Genomic DNA, 18,591 nt, shown 5'->3' with positions numbered 1-18,591 from the left:
TCTTCCTTTCGTTAGGCCTGCTGCGAACGTGCCGCAATGATTTCCGCGATTTGCACGGCGTTCCAAGCCGCGCCTTTGAGCAGATTGTCCGAAACGATCCACATGTTCAGCCCGGTCGGCGAATCGAGGTCGCGGCGCAGACGGCCCACGAACACGTCGTTTTTGCCGGCCGCGTCGGTCGCCAGCGGATAAGCCTGATTGGCCGGATCGTCGACCACCGTGATGCCCGGCGCGTTTTCCAGCAGCGAACGGACTTCCTGCAGATCGTATTCCGATCCCAGTTCGACGTATACCGACTCCGAGTGCCCGTAGACGACCGGAATCCGCACGCAAGTCGCTGTCACCTGAATCGACTCGTCGCCCATGATCTTTTTGGTTTCGTTCACCATCTTCATTTCTTCGTAAGTGAAGCCGTTATCCATGAATTTATCGATCTGCGGAATCGCGTTGTAGGCGATCTGATGCTTCACCGGAAGCGAAGACACCGGCAGCACGTCCGGATTGACCGGTTCGCCGTTCACGATCGCTTTGGTCTGGCGGTTCAGTTCCGCGATCGCTTTGGCGCCCGAGCCGGATACCGCTTGATACGTCGACACGATGATCCGTTTAAGTCCGTAGCGATCCTGAAGCGGCTTCAGCGCGGCGACCATCTGGATCGTCGAGCAGTTCGGATTGGCGATGACGCCGTTATGCTCGAAGATTTTCTCCTCGTTGACTTCCGGCACGACCAGCGGAGCGGTAGGGTCCATGCGGAACGCGCTCGTATTGTCGATGCAGACGGTGCCGCGCTTGATCGCTTCCGGCACGAGCGCCTTGCTGACATCTCCGCCCGCGCTGAACAGCGCGATCTGAACGCCTTCGAAGCTCTCCGGCTTCGCTTCTTCGACCGTGATGTCTTGTCCCTTGAACTTGAGCTTGCTGCCTGCGCTTCTCGCGGACGACAGCAGTTTCAGGGTCTTGATCGGGAAATTGCGCTCTTCGAGCAATCTGAGGATTTGTTCGCCGACCGCGCCGGTCGAGCCGACGACAGCTACGTTAAACGTTTCATTCGACATCTGGCTTGTCTCTCCTTTATATGGGGCAAAATCGCTAAACATCAAGGTTTGCATTGTGAATATCATAGTTTGTATCGGATTAAAAAGCAAGACGTTGACGTCTGATGTCAGGATTCGGAAACAAAAAAAGCCCGCGGCTTTCTTCGCTGGGAAGAGGCCGCGGCTTCCCGCAAGTTCCGTTTCGAACGTACTCGTTATTGCCCCGTATGACCGAATCCGCCGGCGCCGCGAACGGTCTCCGACAGTTCTTCGACCGGCGCCAATTCGATCTCCGGCACTTCTTGGAATACCATCTGCGCGATTCGTTCGCCGCGCGCGATCGTGAACGGTTCTTGACCCAGATTGATCAGCAGCACTTTGATCTCGCCGCGGTAATCCGCGTCGATCGTGCCCGGCGAATTCAGGCAGGTAATGCCGTGCTTGAACGCCAATCCGCTGCGCGGACGAATCTGCGCTTCCAGGCCGCCCGGCATCGCGATCGCAAGGCCCGTCGGCACGAGCGCGCGCTGCATCGGCTGAAGCACCAGAGGTTCCAATACCGCGGCTTGCAGATCGTAGCCGGCGGCGAGTTCGGTCATTTTGCGCGGCAGCGCCAGATCTTCGTTGCCGGCAAATCGTTTAATTTGTACCAGATGGGACAAGTTCATCTCTCCTTAATGAGCCGAGCGCGCGATCAGAATTGCCGACCATCGCCACGGCATACGGTTGTGCGAACAGATGGTCCAGCGCGAGCCGCACGTCGGCTTCGGTTACGGCTTCGATCTTGGCGAGCGTCTCGTCGATCGTCTCGTGCCGTCCGAGCATCAGCTCGTTTTTGCCGAGACGGTTCATGCGGCTTCCGCTGCCTTCGAGGCCCATGATCAGGCTGCCTTTGAGCTGCTGTTTGCCTTTATGAATCTCCTCCGCGCTCAATCCGTTCGCTTGGACTTCGTGCAGCACTTCCCGCGTCAGCTTGAGCACTTCCGCCGTCTGTTTCGGCGCCGTGCCCGCGTAGATCGTGAAATATCCGCTGTCGGCATGCGCGCTGTGATACGAATAGACGGAATACGCCAAGCCGCGTTTTTCCCGAATCTCCTGAAACAGCTTCGAACTCATGCCTCCGCCGATCGAATTGTTCAGCAGAGCCATCGCGTACTGGCGAGGATCGTCGTAGCCGAACCCTTGAAACGCCATGCAGATATGGTTCTGTTCGGTCTTCTTCTTCCGGTAGACGAGTCCGCCGCCGAAGGACGGTTCGGTCAGAATCGGCTGCGAGCCCCGGCGATCGAAAGCGCCGAAATGACGCTCCAGCAGTTCGCGGACATCTTCGCCCAGATTCCCCGCGATCGCCACGATCGTATTTTCGACCGTATACCGTTCGCGCATGAAATCTTTCAGATCTTGCGAAGACATTCTCGCCAGATGTTCTTCCGTGCCCAGAATCGGCATCGCCAGCGGATGTCCTTCGTAAGCGGCCTCTACGATCAGATCGTGGACCAGATCGTCCGGGTCGTCCAGATACATCGAGATCTCTTCGAAGATGACGTTTTTCTCCCGGGCGAGTTCTTCCGGATCGAACTTGGAGTTGAAAAACATGTCGGCCAGCACGTCCATCGCGATCGGCAGATGTTCGTCCAGCACTTTGGCGTAATAGCTCGTATATTCTTTCGACGTGAACGCATTGACGTTGCCGCCGATCGCGTCGAACTGCTCGGCGATCGCTCTCGCGTCATAACGTTCCGTGCCTTTGAACAGCATATGCTCGATAAAGTGCGAGATGCCGTTGTCGGCTTCCGTTTCGTTTCGCGATCCGTTTTTGACCCAGATGCCGAACGAAACGGAGCGCGAACCCGGGATATGCTCGGCTACTACCCGTAACCCGCTGCTCAGCGTATATTTTTCCAAAGCGTTATTCCCCTCCCGTGCGCCCTTCCGATAGGTATCGGTTCTGTAAACGTGCAAACTCTATCCTAGCAAATTTCGCGGCCGTACTCAACCGGATTCGGACTTCCGAAGACTCCGCTTCGCAGAAGCGTTGTCCGCGGACGGCGAATACACAAAAAAAGAGCCAGAAATCGACTCTGTCTCTTTTTCGTTCATTATAAATGAAGTTCGTTTATCCGTTCGCGTCTTAGGACTTGGCCGGCGTTTCCGCGCTCAGCAGCACTTTATGCGACAGATTGACACGGCCTTGCGCGTCGATTTCCGTGACTTTGACTTTCAGCTTGTCGCCGACCGCCACCACGTCTTCGACTTTGGCTACGCGTTCCGCCGCCAACTGCGAAATATGAACGAGGCCGTCTTTGCCCGGAATGAGTTCGACGAACGCGCCGAATTTCTCGATCCGTCTTACGGTACCGTCATAGATTTCGCCGACCGCGACTTCGCGAACGATATTCTGAATGATCTCGGCGGCTTTGTTGTTCATGTCTTCGTCGGAAGAAGCGATGAACACGCGGCCGTCCTGTTCGATATCGATCTTGACGCCCGTATCTTCGATGATCTTGTTGATCACTTTGCCGCCCGCTCCGATCACGTCGCGGATCTTCTCCGGCTTGATGTTGATGATCATGATCTTCGGCGCGTATTTCGACATTTTCTCGCGCGGCGTTTGGATCGCTTGCAGCATTTGCTCGAGGATATGCATACGTCCTTCGCGAGCTTGCGTCAGCGCTTCGGACAGGATCTCGCGGCTGATGCCGTCGATCTTGATGTCCATTTGAATCGCCGTCACGCCTTCTTTGGTACCCGCTACTTTGAAGTCCATATCGCCGAGATGGTCTTCCATGCCTTGAATGTCGGACAGGATCGAGACGTGTTCGCCGTCTTTGATCAGGCCCATCGCCACGCCGGCAACCGGCGCTTTGAGCGGTACGCCCGCGTCCATCATCGCCAGCGTGCTGGCGCAGATGCTCGCTTGCGAAGTGGAACCGTTCGATTCCAAGACTTCCGAAACGAGACGAATCGTATAAGGGAATTCGGACTCCGAAGGAATGACCTTCATCAGCGCGCGTTCGCCCAATGCGCCGTGTCCGATCTCGCGGCGGCCCGGAGCTCTCAGCGGACGGGCTTCGCCTACGCTGAACGGAGGGAAGTTATAGTGGTGCATGAAGCGTTTGGTGTCTTCCGGCGCCACGCCGTCGAGCATTTGCGCGTCGCCCAGCACGCCGAGCGTACAGATGCTGAGCGCCTGCGTTTGGCCGCGGGTGAAAAGACCCGAACCGTGCACGCGCGGCAGCAGCGCCACGTCGGAGCTGATCGGGCGGATTTCGGCCAAGCCGCGTCCGTCCGGACGGACTTTGTCGTGCGTGATCAAGCGGCGCACTTCTTCTTTGACGATATCGTGCAGCACTTCTTTGACGTCGTCCACTTTGTCCGGCGTTTCCAGATACAGATCGGAGAAATGCGCAACCGCTTCGTCGTTCACGGCATCGATCGCGTCTTGGCGGGCATGCTTCTCGGCGATGCGCACCGCTTCGACCAGACGTTCCGACGCGAACGCGCGAACCGCTTCGTTCACTTCGGCGTCGACCGCGTGCAGCTTGACTTCCATTTTCGGTTTGCCGGCTTTTTCGACCAATTGTTCGATCGAGGCCACGATTTCTTTGACCGCGTCGTGACCGAACATGATCGCTTCCAGCATGACTTCTTCCGGCACTTCGTTCGCTTCGGCTTCGACCATCATGATCGCGTCCTTCGTCCCCGCGACCACGAGGTAGAGATCGCTCGCTTCCTGCTGCGCCAGAGTCGGGTTCACGACAAATTGACCGTCTACGCGTCCGACGGCCACGCCGCCGATCGGTCCGTCAAACGGAACGTCGGAAATGCTGAGCGCCGCCGAAGTCCCGATCATAGCCGCGATTTGCGGTTCGTTGTCTTGGTCCACGCTCATGACGATATTTTGGATTTGCACGTCGTTGCGGAACCCTTCCGGGAACAGCGGACGGATCGGACGGTCGGTCAAGCGGCTGGCCAGAATGGCTTTTTCGCTCGGACGTCCTTCGCGTTTGATGAATCCGCCGGGAATTTTGCCTACGGCGTACATTCTTTCTTCGTAGTTGACGGTCAACGGGAAAAAGTCGAGATCTTTAGGCTGAGTGGACGCCGTAACGGTACAGAGCACGACGGTTTCGCCGTAGTGAACCATGACCGCCGCGTTCGCTTGCTTGGCCAAACGGCCCGTCTTCAGCGTAAGGGTACGTCCCCCGAGCTGCATTTCTACTTGCTGTTCCATGAAACTCCTCCTCGAATCGTCTTCGGTCAATCCTTAAGTATAAGTTACAAAAACAACCCGGCTGTTGCCGTCGGCTCCAAAAAAGACCATACGGTTCACAACCAGGCTGCTTGTGCATTGCTTTTTAATTTTAGCGACGCAGTCCGAGTTTTTCGATCAGGGCGCTGTAACGTCTTACGTCATTGTTTTTCAGGTAAGCCAGCAGTCTGCGACGTTGTCCGACCATTTTCAGAAGACCGCGACGCGAGTGGTGATCTTTCTTGTGCGTACGCAGGTGATCCGTCAAGTTCGTGATGTTCTCCGTCAGAATAGCGACTTGAACCTCCGGCGATCCTGTATCGGATTCGTGAGTTCTGTGCTCTTCGATCAGTTGCTGTTTACGTTCTTGAGTCAATGCCATCCAATTCACCTCCTAATAAATTAGCCAATCCAATCCCCAAAAGCCTCGTATCGGCCGGTGAAAGCCAGAAACCAAGCCATGGTTAAGTCGCTCGCACGAAGGCAGGCAACGTAAATCAGTATAACAAACGTTCACTTAAAAGTAAACCTTCGCGCGATAAAAAGCATCTCTTCAATTTCCGAGAATGCCTCGCGCTTCTTCGGCGTCTTTGGCGATCTGCGCGACCAACTCGTCGATGCCCGAAAATTTGCGTTCCGGACGAATGTAACGAACGAGATCGATCCAGACTTCCTCGCCGTAGATGCTGCGGTCGAAGTCGAACAGATGCGTCTCGAACGTCGGCTTGATGCTTCCGTCGGTAAAGGTCGGCTTGACTCCCACGTTCATGACGCCTCCGTAGATTTCGCCTCCGAGGCCGAATCGTACGGCATATACGCCTTTGGCCGGCGTCACGTACAAGCCCGAAGGATCGACGTTCGCCGTCGGGAATCCGATCGTGCGGCCGCGTTTATCGCCGCCCACGACCGTTCCTTGCACGCGATAAGGCCGTCCCAGCCACCGCTCGGCGGTCTCGGCGTCGCCTGCTTTGAGCGCGGCGCGGATGCCCGAGCTGGCGACTTTCTCCCCGTCCATCAAAAACGGTTCCACCGTCTCGACCGCGATCTTGCCGCCGCTGAGCGGTCCGATCGCGTCCGCCGTGCCTTCGCCCATAAAACCGAAACGGAAATCGAAGCCGACGACCGCGGTAGCGACTTCGAGCGGCATCAGCACCCGATTCACGAAGTCGGTCGGAGACACTTTGGAGAAGTCCGGCGTAAATTCGCCGACATACATATAGTCCACGCCGAGCTCTTCGAGAATCTGCTCTTTGTCGCGCAGCGGCGTCAGATAGCCTTCGTAATCCCCTTTGCCCATAACTTCCTTGGGATGGGGGTGAAACGTCAGCACCGCGACGGGCAGGCCCAAGATGCGGCCCATCTCCTGCGCGCGCCGGATGACGCTGACATGTCCGAGATGGAGACCGTCGAACTGCCCGATCGCCATGATTTGACGCTGAACCGGAACGGTCTCTCCGATACCGGTCAAAGGATAAGTTAACGTTACCGTCTTCACTCTTCGATCACCTGCATTTTCCGCCGAATGCCGTCCGCTGCCCTGCCTTTTTCCCGAACGCCGAGCGTTAAGGAAGAAAGACCTTGACCGGAACGACTCTGCCGGCTTCTTCGTCCCATCTGTAAATCCCGATAAAGCGGTCATCCGGCGCGTACAGCCTGAATTGGCTTTGCGCGCCTTCCGGCGAAGGCCGAACGGCCCAAGATGCCAACTTCTGTCCTTTTAACGCGTTGTCCAGCCTGCTTTCGTCCACCTGATGTTCAGGCATATGGACGGCCGCTTTGTCTGCCCGGATCAGCGCTTCTTCAAGCGTTCCGGCTTCTACGCGCTCGGCGATCTCCTCGAAAGTCAAACAGCCTTCCAGGCCGATTCCCGCCGACAAAGTGCGTTCCAGCTTCGCCATCGTCGACGGAACGCCCAACGCGGCGCCCAGATCGACGCATAGCGTCCGGATGTAAGTCCCTTTGGAGCACAAGACGCGCAGCGAGACTTCGGGCTGGTCGCCGTCTTCGAACGCGGTCAGCTCGATCTCGTGAATCACGACTTCGCGCGCTTTGCGTTCGACCGTTTTGCCTTCGCGCGCCAGCTCGTACAGCCGCTTGCCGTCGATCTTGACTGCGGAATACATAGGCGGAGTCTGCATGATCGGACCGATAAAGCCTTTCAATGCTTCTCTGACCTGTTCTTCCGTCACGTCGACTTTCGCCTGTTCTTCGAGAACGGTTCCCGTCAAATCTTCGGTATCGGTCGAAATGCCGAGCTTCAGCACGGCGCGATACTCTTTGGGCATTTCCTGCAAATACTCGACCATCCGCGTCGCGCGTCCCAAACAAAGCGGGAGTACGCCGGTCACGGAAGGATCAAGCGTGCCGGTATGTCCGATTCGTCTCATCTGAAGCAGCCGCCGGCATTTGGCTACGACGTCGTGGGAAGTCATGCCTGCGGGCTTGAGTACCGGCAGTACGCCGTCGAATTCGTTCATAGCGCCCGACTGATCCTTTCGATGACGCGGGTCGTCACTTCTTCCAGCGTGCCTTCCAAACGGCATCCGGCCGCGCGTACATGGCCGCCCCCGCCGAATTCGGCAGCAACGGCGGCCACGTCCACCTTGCCGGCCGAGCGCATGCTCGCTTTGACCGCGCCTTCGTCGATGACTTTGAACAGCACGCCGACTTCGACGCCTTGAATATTCCGCGGATAATTCACGATGCCTTCGAGATCTTCGTTGGCCGCTCCCGCCTGCTCCATATGCTCGGGCGTCACGTGAACCCAGGCCACTTTGCCGTTGTCCGACATGCGCAGCGTGCCGAGAGCCAGCGTCAATACGTCGAACTGCGGCTTGGTCAACTGCTCCAGCAGCGAATCCGCAAGATCCGGTCCGTTCACTCCGAGTTCCAACAAATGCGAAGCGATCTGCATGACTTTGGGAGAAGTGCTCGAATAACGGAACCCGCCGGTATCGGTCAAGATCCCCGTGTACAGCATCTCCGCAAGATTGCGGTCCCAGCCCAGATCGAACAAAGCGATCAGGTCGTACAGCACTTCGGCGGTCGCCGCGGCATCCGCTTTGATCAGCGTTTGCGTGCCGTAACCGTCGTTCGTCGGGTGATGGTCGATATTGAGCATGTTCGCTCCTTCTTCCATCCATTCCGATACCCGGCCTACGCGTTTGAAGTCCGCGCAGTCCACGCAGATCACGTTGCCGTACGTGCGCGTTCGCGGAGTCAGGCTCATATCGAGAATTTCGTCCGCTTTGTGCATGTACGTCATTCGTTGAGGAATCGGCCCTTCGTTGATCATGGCGAAGGTTTTGCCCAAACGCGAGAGAAGCCAGCCCACCGCAAGGGTGGAACTGACTGCATCTCCGTCGGGCTGTACGTGCGCCACGATCAGGAAGTCATCGTGCTGTTCGATAAACTGCTTGGCACCGATCAATTCCTGCTCATACGTCCGCATCGCCGTCTCCTTTATTCTCTTGATTGGCCTTGCCCGGTTCTTCGGACTTGACCGGCTCTTCCGACTTGATCTGTCCGAGCAGCGTCTCGATCTTGCTGCCGTATTCGATCGATTGGTCGATATGGAACAGCAGTTCCGGCGCATGGCGCAGGCGGATCCGTTTGCCGATCTCGCTGCGAAGGAAACCGGTCGCTTTGGTAATGCCCGCAAGCGACTTTTCCTTCTGTTCGTCGTCGCCGAAAATGCTCAGATAAACGTTCGCCTGGGACAAGTCTCCCGTTACCTCGACATCGGTAACGGTGACGAATCCGATCCGGGGATCTTTCAGTTCGCTCTGGATCATCTGGCTGAGTTCCTTTTTGATTTCTTCGGCAACCCGGCCTACTCTAATCTTCGCCATTGGTGTTCACCCCGCTTTCTTAACGCTCGACGGCTTCCATTACGAAGGCTTCGATGATGTCGCCTTCCTTAACGTCCGCATAGTCGACCGTAATCCCGCACTCGTAACCTTGAGCGACTTCTTTCGCGTCGTCTTTGAAACGTTTGAGCGAGTCGATCTTGCCTTCGTGAATCACGATGCCGCCGCGGATCAAGCGCGCTTCCGCGTTGCGGGCGATTTTGCCTTGAATGACCATCGAACCCGCGATCGTGCCCACTTTGCTGACCTTGAACACGCTGCGGACTTCGGCTTGGCCGATGACTTTCTCTTTGAAGACCGGATCGAGCATGCCTTTCATGGCTTGTTCGATCTCTTCGATCGCGTTGTAGATGACGCGATGCAGGCGAACGTCGACTTTCTCCTGCTCGGCCGTCAGCGCCGCTTGGTTATCCGGACGAACGTTGAAGCCGATCACGATGGCGTTGGAAGCCGCTGCCAAAATAATATCGGATTCGTTGATCGCGCCGGCGCCGCTGTGAATGATCTTGACGCGCACGCCTTCGACTTCGATCTTCGCGAGCGAGCCTTTGAGGGCTTCGACCGAACCTTGAACGTCGCCTTTGATGATGACGTTGAGGTCTTTGATCTCGCCGTCTTTGATATGTTTGAACAGATCGTCCAACGTTACGCGAGTGTTCGCGCCCATATCGGACTCGCGCTGCGTGATCGCGCGTTTGTCGGCGATGCTGCGCGCTTTGCGCTCGTCTTCGAAGACCATGAACGGATCGCCGGCCAGCGGCACTTCCGTCAGGCCCGTGATTTCGACCGGAGTCGAAGGACCGGCTTCTTTGAGACGGCGTCCTTTATCGTTGACCATCGCCCGTACGCGGCCGAAGCAGTTGCCCGCCACGAAGGCGTCTCCCACTTTGAGCGTGCCGTGTTGAACGAGGATGCGGGCAACCGGTCCGCGGCCTTTGTCCAGCTCGGCTTCGATGACCGTGCCGCGAGCGCGCTTGTCCGGGTTCGCTTTGTAATCGTTGACTTCCGCCACGAGCAGGATCATCTCGAGCAGACCTTCCAAGCCCATCTTCTGTTTCGCGGATACGTTGACGAAGATGGTGTCTCCGCCCCACTCTTCCGGAACGAGGCCGTATTCGGTCAGTTCCTGCTTCACGCGGTCCGGATTGGAGTCCGGTTTGTCGATCTTGTTGACGGCCACGATGATCGGCAGGTTGGCTGCCTTGGCATGGTTAACCGCTTCGACCGTCTGCGGCATTACGCCGTCGTCGGCTGCCACGACGATGATCGTCATGTCGGTTACCTGCGCACCGCGGGCACGCATCGCCGTAAAGGCTTCGTGACCCGGCGTATCCAGGAACGTGATCTTTTTGCCGTTGATTTCGACTTGGTACGCACCGATATGCTGCGTGATGCCGCCGGCTTCGCCGCCCGTTACGTTCGTCGAACGAATAGCGTCGAGGAGCGTCGTTTTACCATGGTCGACGTGACCCATGATCGTTACGACCGGCGGACGTTCTTTCAGATCGGCTTCTTCGTCGGTCTCTTCGAGCGTCTCGAAACGATCGTCTTCGACCGGGATCTTGATTTCGACTTCGACGCCGAAATCGCCGGCGAGCAGTTGAATCGTATCGAGATCCAGCTCTTGGTTGATCGTCGCCATCACGCCGAGCGTAATCAGCTTCTTGATGACTTCCGAAGCGTCTTTGTGCAGAAGCTTCGCCGTTTCGCCGACCGTCATCGTGCCGCGCACGATGATTTTCTTCGGCGTGTTGTCGATCTTCTCTCTAGGCGGCTGGTTGTTGCGGTTGTTGCCTCCGCGTCCGCCTTTGCCTCCGCGTCCGCCTTGACCGCCGCGGAATCCGCCGCGTCCGTCTTCGGAACGGCGGTTGCCGCCCGGACGTCCGCCCTGACCGCCTTGACCTCCGCGGTTGCCGCCTTGGCCGCCGCGATTGCCGCCTTGGCCGCTGCTCGCGCTGCGGCTTCCGTACGTGTTGGACGAATCGCTTTGCGTGCGTCCGCTAGGCGAAGAACCGCCTCCGCGGTTTTGCGACGTGCCGCCGCCCGAAGGACGCTGGCCGCCTTGACCTTGACCGCCCGGGCGCGAACCGCCTTGGCCGCTGCCGCTAGGACGCGATCCGCCTTGCCCTTGGCCGCTCGGACGCGAACCGCCTTGACCGCCGCTCGGACGTTGTCCTTGACCGCTCGATTGAGGACGGCTTGCGCCGCCGCTGCTTTGCGGACGGCTCTGACTGCCTACCGAAGAACTGCGGTTGCCCTGAGGACGGTTACCGCCTTGACTTTGCGACTGACTGCTGTTTGGGGTTTGAGGTTTATTATTCATACCTACCTGCTTTTCTTGTGAATTTTTGGATTGATTATCGCCGTTCGATTGCGGCTTGCTGCTAGGAGATGCCGGTTTAGAGGCATTCGACTTGATCTTCTGAAAAAATTGTTCCACTTTGCCGATCGCGTCCGGTTCCATCACGCTCATGTGATTGTTCACCGGCATCTCGAGTTTCTTCAAAATGGTAATGATTTCTTTACTGCTCATGTCGAGCGATTTGGCGTATTCATAGACCCGAACTTTATTGTCTGGTTTACTCAATATACTCCACCTCCGACGTTGTCCCCAGTTTCCTGCGGATCATGTCGGCAAATCCCTGTTCGGTTAATGCGAGTACAAGACGTTCCGGCTTGCCGATACTGGCGCCGAGCCGCTCGCGGTCGAAACCGATGAGCAGAGGGATGCCGTACGAAGCGCATTTGTCGCGAAACTTTTTCTGGGTATTGGACGAGGCGTCGCCGGCCAAGACGACCAACTTGGCTTCGCGCGACCGGACGGCTTTGAGGACCAATTCGTCTCCGGTAACCATCTTTCCGGCGCGCATGGCCAGCCCCAGTCCCGAAAGCTCATTATTCATCGTCTGTTTCTCTCTCCTGTAATTCGCGGAATTGTTGTTCGACCCGGATAAAATCCCGGGCAAGCTGTTCATAGATCTCGGCCGGTACCGGCTGCTTAAGTGCACGATCGAGCGCTTTGTTCTTCTGGGCAAGCCGGAAGCAGTCCGCGTCCGCGCGCAGATAAGCGCCTCTGCCGGATTTTTTGCCCGTCAGGTCGATCTCGATTTGGCCTTCCGGCGTGCGGACGACCCGGATCAATTCCTTCTTGGGCAGCATTTCTTGACTGGCTACGCATTTGCGCAGCGGTACTTTTTTCTTCTTCATCTTTCGTTCCCCCGCTTTCGCCGACCCGGCTATCAGTCGAAGGACACGGAGTCCTGCGGCAGCTCGCCGTCGTAAGTCCGTTCCCGGCCGAATTCTTCTTCGGCTTGGGTCTCGCTCTTGATGTCGATTTTCCAGCCGGTCAGCTTCGCCGCGAGGCGGGCGTTTTGGCCTTTGATGCCGATCGCCAGCGAAAGCTGATAATCGGGCACGATCACACGGGCCATTTTTTCGGCTTCGAATACTTCGACTTCAAGAACTTTGGACGGGCTGAGCGCATTCGCCACGTACTCGGCCACGCTGTCCGAATAATTCACGATGTCGATCTTCTCGCCGCGAAGTTCGCCTACGATCGTTTGCACGCGCACGCCTTTCGGGCCTACGCAGGAACCGACCGGGTCGACTTCCGGGTTACGGGAGTACACCGCGATCTTCGAGCGGAAGCCCGCTTCGCGCGCGACCGATTTGATCTCGACGACGCCGTCGAAAATCTCCGGCACTTCGAGTTCGAACAGACGCTTGAGCAGGCCCGGATGGGTGCGGGACAAGATGATCTGCGGGCCTTTGGTCGTATTCTCGACCTTCGTGATGTAACCTTTGATCCGCTCGTTGTGCGCGAACTTCTCGCCCGGCATCAGTTCGGTCAGCGGCAGGGCCGCTTCGATCTTGCCGAGGTCCACGTACAAGTTGCGGGTGTCCATGCGCTGCACGGTGCCCGTCACGATGTCCTCCGTCTTGTCGACGAAAGCATTGTAGATCAAGCCGCGCTCGGCTTCGCGAATCCGCTGCGTCACGACCTGTTTGGCCGTTTGGGCGGCGATGCGTCCGAAGTCGCGAGGCGTCACTTCGATTTCCGCGATATCGTCGATTTGCAGATGCGGGTTAATCTCCCGAGCGTTTTCGAGCGAAATTTCGGTTCTTTCGTCCAGGACTTCCTCCGCGACCAATTTGCGCGCATATACCTTGATTACCCCAGTATTGCGGTTCATATCCACGCGCACGTTCTGAGCCGTATTGAAATTGCGCTTGTAGCTGGAGATCAGCGCCGCTTCAATGGCTTCGAAAAGCACCTCTTTGCTGATCCCCCTCTCACGCTCCAGCTCGTTCAAAGCTTCAATAAAATCCGTACTCATTTCTCTAACGCTCCCCCTTTCGAAACTATCTATATTAGAAAATAATGGCCAGTCTGGCGCTGGCGACCTTGTCGTAAGGCACCGTTGCCTGCTTCTTGCCGAAAACGATCACAAGCTCGTCGTCGTCAAACGAAAGCAGTTTGCCTTCGAATTCTTTCGATCCGCCGATCGGTTCGTAAGTCGTAACGAAAACGTCTTTGCCGACCGCTTTGCGTACGTCGTCCGCTTTTTTGAGCGGACGCTCCGCTCCGGGAGACGATACTTCCAGGAAGTAAGCCTCGTCGATCGGGTCGTTCTCGTCCAGTTTCTGGCTCATGTACTCGCTGATTTGCCCGCAGTCGTCAATATCGATTCCGCCTTCTTTGTCCACGTAGATCCGCAGGAAGTAACTTCCGCCTTCCTTCACGTACTCCACGTCCACCAGCTCGAATCCGTGTTCGGCCAGATAAGGTTCGATCATCTCTTCTACGGTTGTTTTGATCTTCGGTGTGCTCAAGCATTCACCCTCCAAGCGTTGTCAGGTTCCGTCCGCAAGGGCGGCCTAAGCGATATGCGCCCAAAAGTAAAGAGTGGGTTGCCCCACTCTCTACGAAAAGGTCTATCGCCTACTGTGTCAAACTCCAATTTCCCGTTCCAATTATATCACAAGCCCGTTGTGGTGACAAGTACGAGGGCTTTACAAACCGCTTTTCGGCGCTTTTCGCGCTTCTGCGCGCCCTGCCGATCAGAACAACGAAAGCTGATTGCTCTCCGGCAAGCCGCGGAAACAACCGAGCTGGCCGAGCAGTTCCACGATCGTCTTGGACGCTTTGGATTTCTGCTGGAAGTCTTCGATCGACAGGTATTCGCCGTGCTCGCGGGCCGCCGCGATGCCGCGGGCCGCGTTGTCGCCGAGACCGCCGAGCGCCGCGAACGGGAAGATCAAGCTGGTGCCGTCCACGATGAACTTGGTCGCGTCGGAACGGTACAAATCGATCGACTTGAACGTGAATCCGCGCGCCGTCATCTCCAACGCCATTTCCAGAATCGGAAGCATCGCTTTTTCTTTCGGCATCGCTTGGAACCCTTTCTGCTCGATCTCCACGATCTTGCGTCCGATCGCTTCGTAACCTTGGCAGAACAATTCGATATCGAAATCCGCCGCGCGGACCGAGAAGTACGTCGCGTAGTATTCGATCGGATGGTACAGCTTGAAGTAAGCCGTCCGCACGGCCGAGATAACGTAGGCCGCGGCGTGGGCTTTCGGGAACATGTACTGGATCTTCAGGCAGGAGTCGATGTACCAGTTCGGCACTTTGCAGCGCTTCATCTCGTCGATCCATTCCTGCGACAAGCCTTTGCCTTTACGCACGCTTTCCGTAATCTTGAAGGCGAGACCCGCGTCCATGCCCGCTTTGTAGATCAGGAACAACATGATATCGTCCCGGCAGCCGATTACGGTCTTGATGTTGCAGGTGCCGTTCTTGATCAGTTCGTCGGCATTCCCCAACCATACGCCCGTTCCGTGCGACAATCCCGAAATTTGCAGAAGGTCGGCGAAGCTGGACGGTTTGGCTTCGATCAACATCTGGCGGACGAACTTCGTTCCCATCTCCGGCACGCCGTACGTCGCGACCGGCGTGCGGATCTGCTCCGGCGAGACGCCGAGCGCGTCCGTCGAGTTGAACATGCTCATGACTTTCGGATCGTTCATCGGAATGGTCGTCGGATCGACGCCGGTCAAGTCCTGCAGCATCCGCATCATCGTCGGATCGTCGTGTCCCAGAATATCGAGCTTCAGCAGGTTCTCGTCGAACGCGTGGTAATCGAAATGCGTCGTTTTCCATTCGGCGTTGACGTCGTCGGCCGGGTACTGGACCGGCGTGATGTCTTCGATCTCCATGTAGTCCGGCAGAACGACGATGCCGCCCGGGTGCTGGCCGGTGCTTCGTTTGACGCCGGTACAGCCGGCGGCCAAACGGTTCAGCTCCGCCGCGCGCCAGCGTTTCATATGCTCTTCTTCGTATTTTTTCGCGAAACCGAACGCCGTCTTTTCCGCCACCGTGCCGATCGTGCCCGCGCGGAACACGTTGTCGGGCCCGAACATGACTTTGGTGAAGTTATGCGCCTGCGGTTGGTATTCGCCCGAGAAGTTCAAGTCGATATCGGGAACTTTGTCGCCTTTGAAGCCGAGGAACGTCTCGAACGGAATATCGTGCCCTTCGCCGAGCATCGTCGAACCGCAGTCCGGACACTCTTTGTTCGGCAGGTCGAATCCGCTTCGCACGCTGCCGTCCAGGAACCATTCGCTGTGCTTGCATTCTTTGTTCCGGCAGATGTAATGCGGCGGCAGCGGATTGACCTCGGAGATCCCGAGGAACATGGCGACGACGGACGAACCGACGGAACCCCGCGAACCGACCAGATACCCGTCGCTGTTGGACTTTTTGACCAGACGTTCGGAGATCAGATAGTTGGCCGAGAAACCGTATTTGATAATCGGCTCCAGTTCCTTTTCCAGACGCGCGATGATGACTTCCGGCAGTTCTTCCCCGTACATTTCTTTGGCGGTATTGTAGCAGGTATCGCGAATCTCTTGATCGGCCCCTTCGATGATCGGCGTATACAGTTCCGACGGGAACAGCTTGATCTCTTCGAAACGGTCGGCTAGCTCGGACGTGTTGGTGATGACGACTTCTTTGGCTTTGGCTTCGCCCAAGAACTTGAATTCTTCCAGCATTTCTTCCGTCGTGCGCAGATGCGCGTCCGGTTTGTTCTGGTCTTTGAGCGGGCTGAAACCCGTAATGCCGTGAATGGTGATATCGCGGAACAGTTTGTCGCGCGGGTCGAGGTAATGCGCGTTGCCCGTCGCCACGACCGGTTTGTTCAGCTTGTTGCCGATCTTGCAGACTTTCTCGACCGCGATCTTCAATTCTTCCGGACTGCCGACCAGACCTTTGTCCACCAGATGCATGTACATGGTCAGCGGCTGGATCTCCAGAATATCGTAGAACTGCGCCACGTCTTCCGCTTCTTCGACCGTTTTGTTGAGCACCGCTTCGAAGAACTCGCCTTTTTCGCAGCCCGACAGGATCAGCAGGCCTTCGCGCATCTTCTCCAGCTTCGATTTCGGAATGCACGGAACGCGCTTGAAATGTTCGGTATGCGACATGGAGATCAGCTTGTACAGATTCTTTTTGCCTACCGCATTCAGCGCATAGATCCCGCAGTGGAAAGGCCGGGTATTGGACAAATCCATCCCGACGAAATCGTTCAGACGATTCAAGTTTTTGAGATTGCGCTCTTTGACCGCGTCTTCGATCAGGCCGTTCAAGATGCCGCCCAGCGCGATCGTATCGTCGATGGCGCGGTGATGGCTTTCGAGCGCCACTTTGTATTTGGTCGCGAGCGTGTTCAACCGGTGGTTTTTCATGCTCGGATGCAGCAGACGCGCCAATTCCAGCGTATCGAGCACCGGGTTCTCCATCTGCGGCAGATCGAACCCTTTCAGAATCGCTTGAATGAAGCCGATATCGAACCGCGCGTTGTGCGCGACCAGAATCGCGTCTCCGGAGAACTCCACGAATTCGCGGATGACGCTGTCGATCTCCGGCGCGCCGCGCACCATATCGTCCGTGATATTGGTCAACTGTTGGATATGGTACGGAATCCGTTCATGCGGATCGACGAACGTCGAATACCGTCCGATTTCCTGTCCCTCTTTCATTTTGACCGCCGCGATCTCGATGATCTTGTTCTGCGTGATCGACAGACCCGTGGTCTCGATATCGAACACGACGTACTCGGCCGTTTTGAGTTCTTCGTCGCGAGGATTGATCACGACCGCCACCGAATCGTTGACCACGTTGGCTTCGACGCCGTAGATCATTTTGATGCCGTTTTTCTTCGCCGCTTTGGCCGCGTCCGGGTAACACTGCACGCCGCCGTGATCCGTGACCGCGATCGCTTTGTGCCCCCATTTGGCGGCGCGTTTGACGTATTCTTCGATCGAGCAGACCGCGTCCATCGTGCTCATCTTCGTATGCAGATGGAACTCGACCCGTTTCTCTTCGGCGTTGTCCATACGGATCGGCGGAGATTTGACCTCCGTCAGGTCCGAAGGAATCATGACCAGTTCCGGAATCTGCATGAAGCGGTCCAGCTCGACGCGCCCGCGCGCTTTGACCCATTTGCCGTTGGCGAGCAGGCTCATGACTTTGAGATCGTCTTTGGTCTTGGCGAACATCTTCATCTGAAGCGAGTCGCTGTAATCGGTGAGGTAATACGTGAACAGCGTGCTGCCGTTGCGAAGCTCCTTGCTCTCCAGACCGAAAATAATGCCTTGGATCGTGACTTTTTTCTCTTCGTCTTGGATATTTTGCAGCGGAACCGCGTCGTCGCGAATATCGTAACCGATCTGAAGCTTGAGATTCTCGTCGTCGGCGCTGCTCTCGCCCGCGCTGACTTCGGCATCGATCTCGGCCATCATCTTCTCGATCGCCGCAAGCTCCTCGCGTCTGCGCATCTCGTCGAACGCCGCTTTAGCTTCCTGCGCCGCGGTTTCGCCTTGATTGACGTTAAGCTTCACTTGAAGCTGCAAGCCGAAATAACGCTCGTAGAAATCGATCAACGCCCGGTCGATATTGCGCTTGCGCGCCAATTCGAGCGACATGGCATCGGCAAAAGATACCGTCGTCGTCGACCCTTCGGTCACCGCTTGGGCACGAGCCATCCAGCCGTTGACCGACGGGATCTCCCGCTGCGCCCATTCGATGAACAACTTCCAGTATTCGTCGATGATTTCGCTTTGGCGATTCTCGCCCGTGTATTGAAAAAGGAAGCGGATCTTCGCGATATGCTTAAGCCGCTCCTGAATCTGCAAACAAAATGTCCGGTAAATCGCCGCCGGCACCAACGTGTCTTTGACCAGCACGATCTTCCAGTCCCGGTTCGAACGGCTGATCTCTACCCGATCGATATATCCGTCGTTAAAATAAGGGTCCGCCGCGCTGGCGGGCATCTCGGCCTGCTTCATCAGCAGTTCGAGGCGCTGCCTGCGCTCCGCCGTCTCACTCATCGTCTGTCCCCCTTTTGATTCTTAAAAAGCGAAGAGCTTCCGC

At 56.9% G+C, this 18,591-nt stretch carries 15 protein-coding genes; all 15 read right to left on the bottom strand.

Going from position 1 to position 18,591, the window contains the following annotated elements:
* Nucleotides 1-11: 11 nt before the first annotated feature.
* The gene (locus CDO73_RS20525; RefSeq protein ID WP_088490390.1) at nt 12-1,055 is read right to left on the bottom strand and encodes an aspartate-semialdehyde dehydrogenase; all 1,044 of its coding nucleotides are present in this window, start codon (nt 1,053-1,055) and stop codon (nt 12-14) included.
* 194 nt (nt 1,056-1,249) lie between these two features.
* Nucleotides 1,250-1,702 carry a dUTP diphosphatase gene (gene dut / locus CDO73_RS20520; RefSeq protein ID WP_088490389.1) on the bottom strand — a complete coding sequence of 151 codons (453 nt, stop codon included), beginning with the start codon at nt 1,700-1,702 and terminating at the stop codon, nt 1,250-1,252.
* Nucleotides 1,674-2,939: a M16 family metallopeptidase gene (locus tag CDO73_RS20515; RefSeq protein WP_088490388.1), complete on the bottom strand. Its 1,266-nt coding sequence runs from the start codon at nt 2,937-2,939 to the stop codon at nt 1,674-1,676. Before CDO73_RS20515 ends, dut begins: the two co-directional genes overlap by 29 nt.
* Nucleotides 2,940-3,165: 226 nt before the next feature.
* Nucleotides 3,166-5,268: a polyribonucleotide nucleotidyltransferase gene (locus CDO73_RS20510; RefSeq protein ID WP_088490387.1), complete on the bottom strand. Its 2,103-nt coding sequence runs from the start codon at nt 5,266-5,268 to the stop codon at nt 3,166-3,168.
* A gap of 130 nt (nt 5,269-5,398) precedes the next feature.
* Nucleotides 5,399-5,668, bottom strand: a complete 270-nt coding sequence (gene rpsO, locus CDO73_RS20505) for a 30S ribosomal protein S15 (protein WP_087800924.1) — start codon at nt 5,666-5,668, stop codon at nt 5,399-5,401.
* A gap of 171 nt (nt 5,669-5,839) precedes the next feature.
* Entirely contained in the window at nt 5,840-6,781 is a 942-nt protein-coding gene (locus CDO73_RS20500) for a bifunctional riboflavin kinase/FAD synthetase (RefSeq protein WP_088490386.1), read from the bottom strand.
* Between the two features lie 67 nt (nt 6,782-6,848).
* Complete coding sequence (truB, locus tag CDO73_RS20495) at nt 6,849-7,763, bottom strand: tRNA pseudouridine(55) synthase TruB (RefSeq protein WP_088490385.1); 915 nt, start codon at nt 7,761-7,763, stop codon at nt 6,849-6,851.
* Entirely contained in the window at nt 7,760-8,737 is a 978-nt protein-coding gene (locus CDO73_RS20490; RefSeq protein WP_088490384.1) for a DHH family phosphoesterase, read from the bottom strand. Before CDO73_RS20490 ends, truB begins: the two co-directional genes overlap by 4 nt.
* A complete protein-coding gene (gene rbfA / locus CDO73_RS20485) occupies nt 8,724-9,137 on the bottom strand; it encodes a 30S ribosome-binding factor RbfA (protein ID WP_088490383.1) in 414 nt (137 codons plus the stop codon). The genes CDO73_RS20490 and rbfA overlap by 14 nt, the downstream gene beginning before the upstream one ends.
* A 19-nt stretch (nt 9,138-9,156) precedes the next feature.
* Nucleotides 9,157-11,742: a translation initiation factor IF-2 gene (gene infB / locus CDO73_RS20480; protein ID WP_088490382.1), complete on the bottom strand. Its 2,586-nt coding sequence runs from the start codon at nt 11,740-11,742 to the stop codon at nt 9,157-9,159.
* Entirely contained in the window at nt 11,735-12,058 is a 324-nt protein-coding gene (locus CDO73_RS20475; RefSeq protein WP_088490381.1) for a L7Ae/L30e/S12e/Gadd45 family ribosomal protein, read from the bottom strand. The genes infB and CDO73_RS20475 overlap by 8 nt, the downstream gene beginning before the upstream one ends.
* Nucleotides 12,051-12,362: an RNase P modulator RnpM gene (rnpM, locus tag CDO73_RS20470; protein ID WP_087800917.1), complete on the bottom strand. Its 312-nt coding sequence runs from the start codon at nt 12,360-12,362 to the stop codon at nt 12,051-12,053. The genes CDO73_RS20475 and rnpM overlap by 8 nt, the downstream gene beginning before the upstream one ends.
* Before the next feature lie 32 nt (nt 12,363-12,394).
* Nucleotides 12,395-13,492, bottom strand: a complete 1,098-nt coding sequence (nusA, locus tag CDO73_RS20465) for a transcription termination factor NusA (RefSeq protein WP_088490380.1) — start codon at nt 13,490-13,492, stop codon at nt 12,395-12,397.
* Nucleotides 13,493-13,526: 34 nt separating this feature from the next.
* Nucleotides 13,527-13,988 (bottom strand): ribosome maturation factor RimP, encoded by a 462-nt coding sequence (gene rimP, locus CDO73_RS20460; protein ID WP_088490379.1) that lies wholly within the window; start codon nt 13,986-13,988, stop codon nt 13,527-13,529.
* 228 nt (nt 13,989-14,216) lie between these two features.
* Nucleotides 14,217-18,548: a PolC-type DNA polymerase III gene (locus tag CDO73_RS20455; protein ID WP_088490378.1), complete on the bottom strand. Its 4,332-nt coding sequence runs from the start codon at nt 18,546-18,548 to the stop codon at nt 14,217-14,219.
* Between the last annotated feature and the right edge of the window lie 43 nt (nt 18,549-18,591).

This window comes from Saccharibacillus sp. O23, assembly GCF_002205895.1.
Lineage (GTDB): Bacteria > Bacillota > Bacilli > Paenibacillales > Paenibacillaceae > Saccharibacillus.
The sequence above is the reverse complement of the archived record's forward strand: the minus strand, read 5'-3'. Positions and strand labels throughout refer to the sequence as shown.

What these genes read in the sequence shown, in the direction of transcription:
- rnpM (WP_087800917.1), bottom strand. Translation starts at nt 12,362, where the DNA reads ATGAAGAAGAAAAAAGTACCGCTGCGCAAATGCGTAGCCAGTCAAGAA.
- dut (WP_088490389.1), bottom strand. Translation starts at nt 1,702, where the DNA reads ATGAACTTGTCCCATCTGGTACAAATTAAACGATTTGCCGGCAACGAA.
- CDO73_RS20510 (WP_088490387.1), bottom strand. Translation starts at nt 5,268, where the DNA reads ATGGAACAGCAAGTAGAAATGCAGCTCGGGGGACGTACCCTTACGCTG.
- CDO73_RS20490 (WP_088490384.1), bottom strand. Translation starts at nt 8,737, where the DNA reads ATGCGGACGTATGAGCAGGAATTGATCGGTGCCAAGCAGTTTATCGAA.
- truB (WP_088490385.1), bottom strand. Translation starts at nt 7,763, where the DNA reads ATGAACGAATTCGACGGCGTACTGCCGGTACTCAAGCCCGCAGGCATG.
- CDO73_RS20525 (WP_088490390.1), bottom strand. Translation starts at nt 1,055, where the DNA reads ATGTCGAATGAAACGTTTAACGTAGCTGTCGTCGGCTCGACCGGCGCG.
- nusA (WP_088490380.1), bottom strand. Translation starts at nt 13,492, where the DNA reads ATGAGTACGGATTTTATTGAAGCTTTGAACGAGCTGGAGCGTGAGAGG.
- rbfA (WP_088490383.1), bottom strand. Translation starts at nt 9,137, where the DNA reads ATGGCGAAGATTAGAGTAGGCCGGGTTGCCGAAGAAATCAAAAAGGAA.
- rpsO (WP_087800924.1), bottom strand. Translation starts at nt 5,668, where the DNA reads ATGGCATTGACTCAAGAACGTAAACAGCAACTGATCGAAGAGCACAGA.
- CDO73_RS20475 (WP_088490381.1), bottom strand. Translation starts at nt 12,058, where the DNA reads ATGAATAATGAGCTTTCGGGACTGGGGCTGGCCATGCGCGCCGGAAAG.
- CDO73_RS20455 (WP_088490378.1), bottom strand. Translation starts at nt 18,548, where the DNA reads ATGAGTGAGACGGCGGAGCGCAGGCAGCGCCTCGAACTGCTGATGAAG.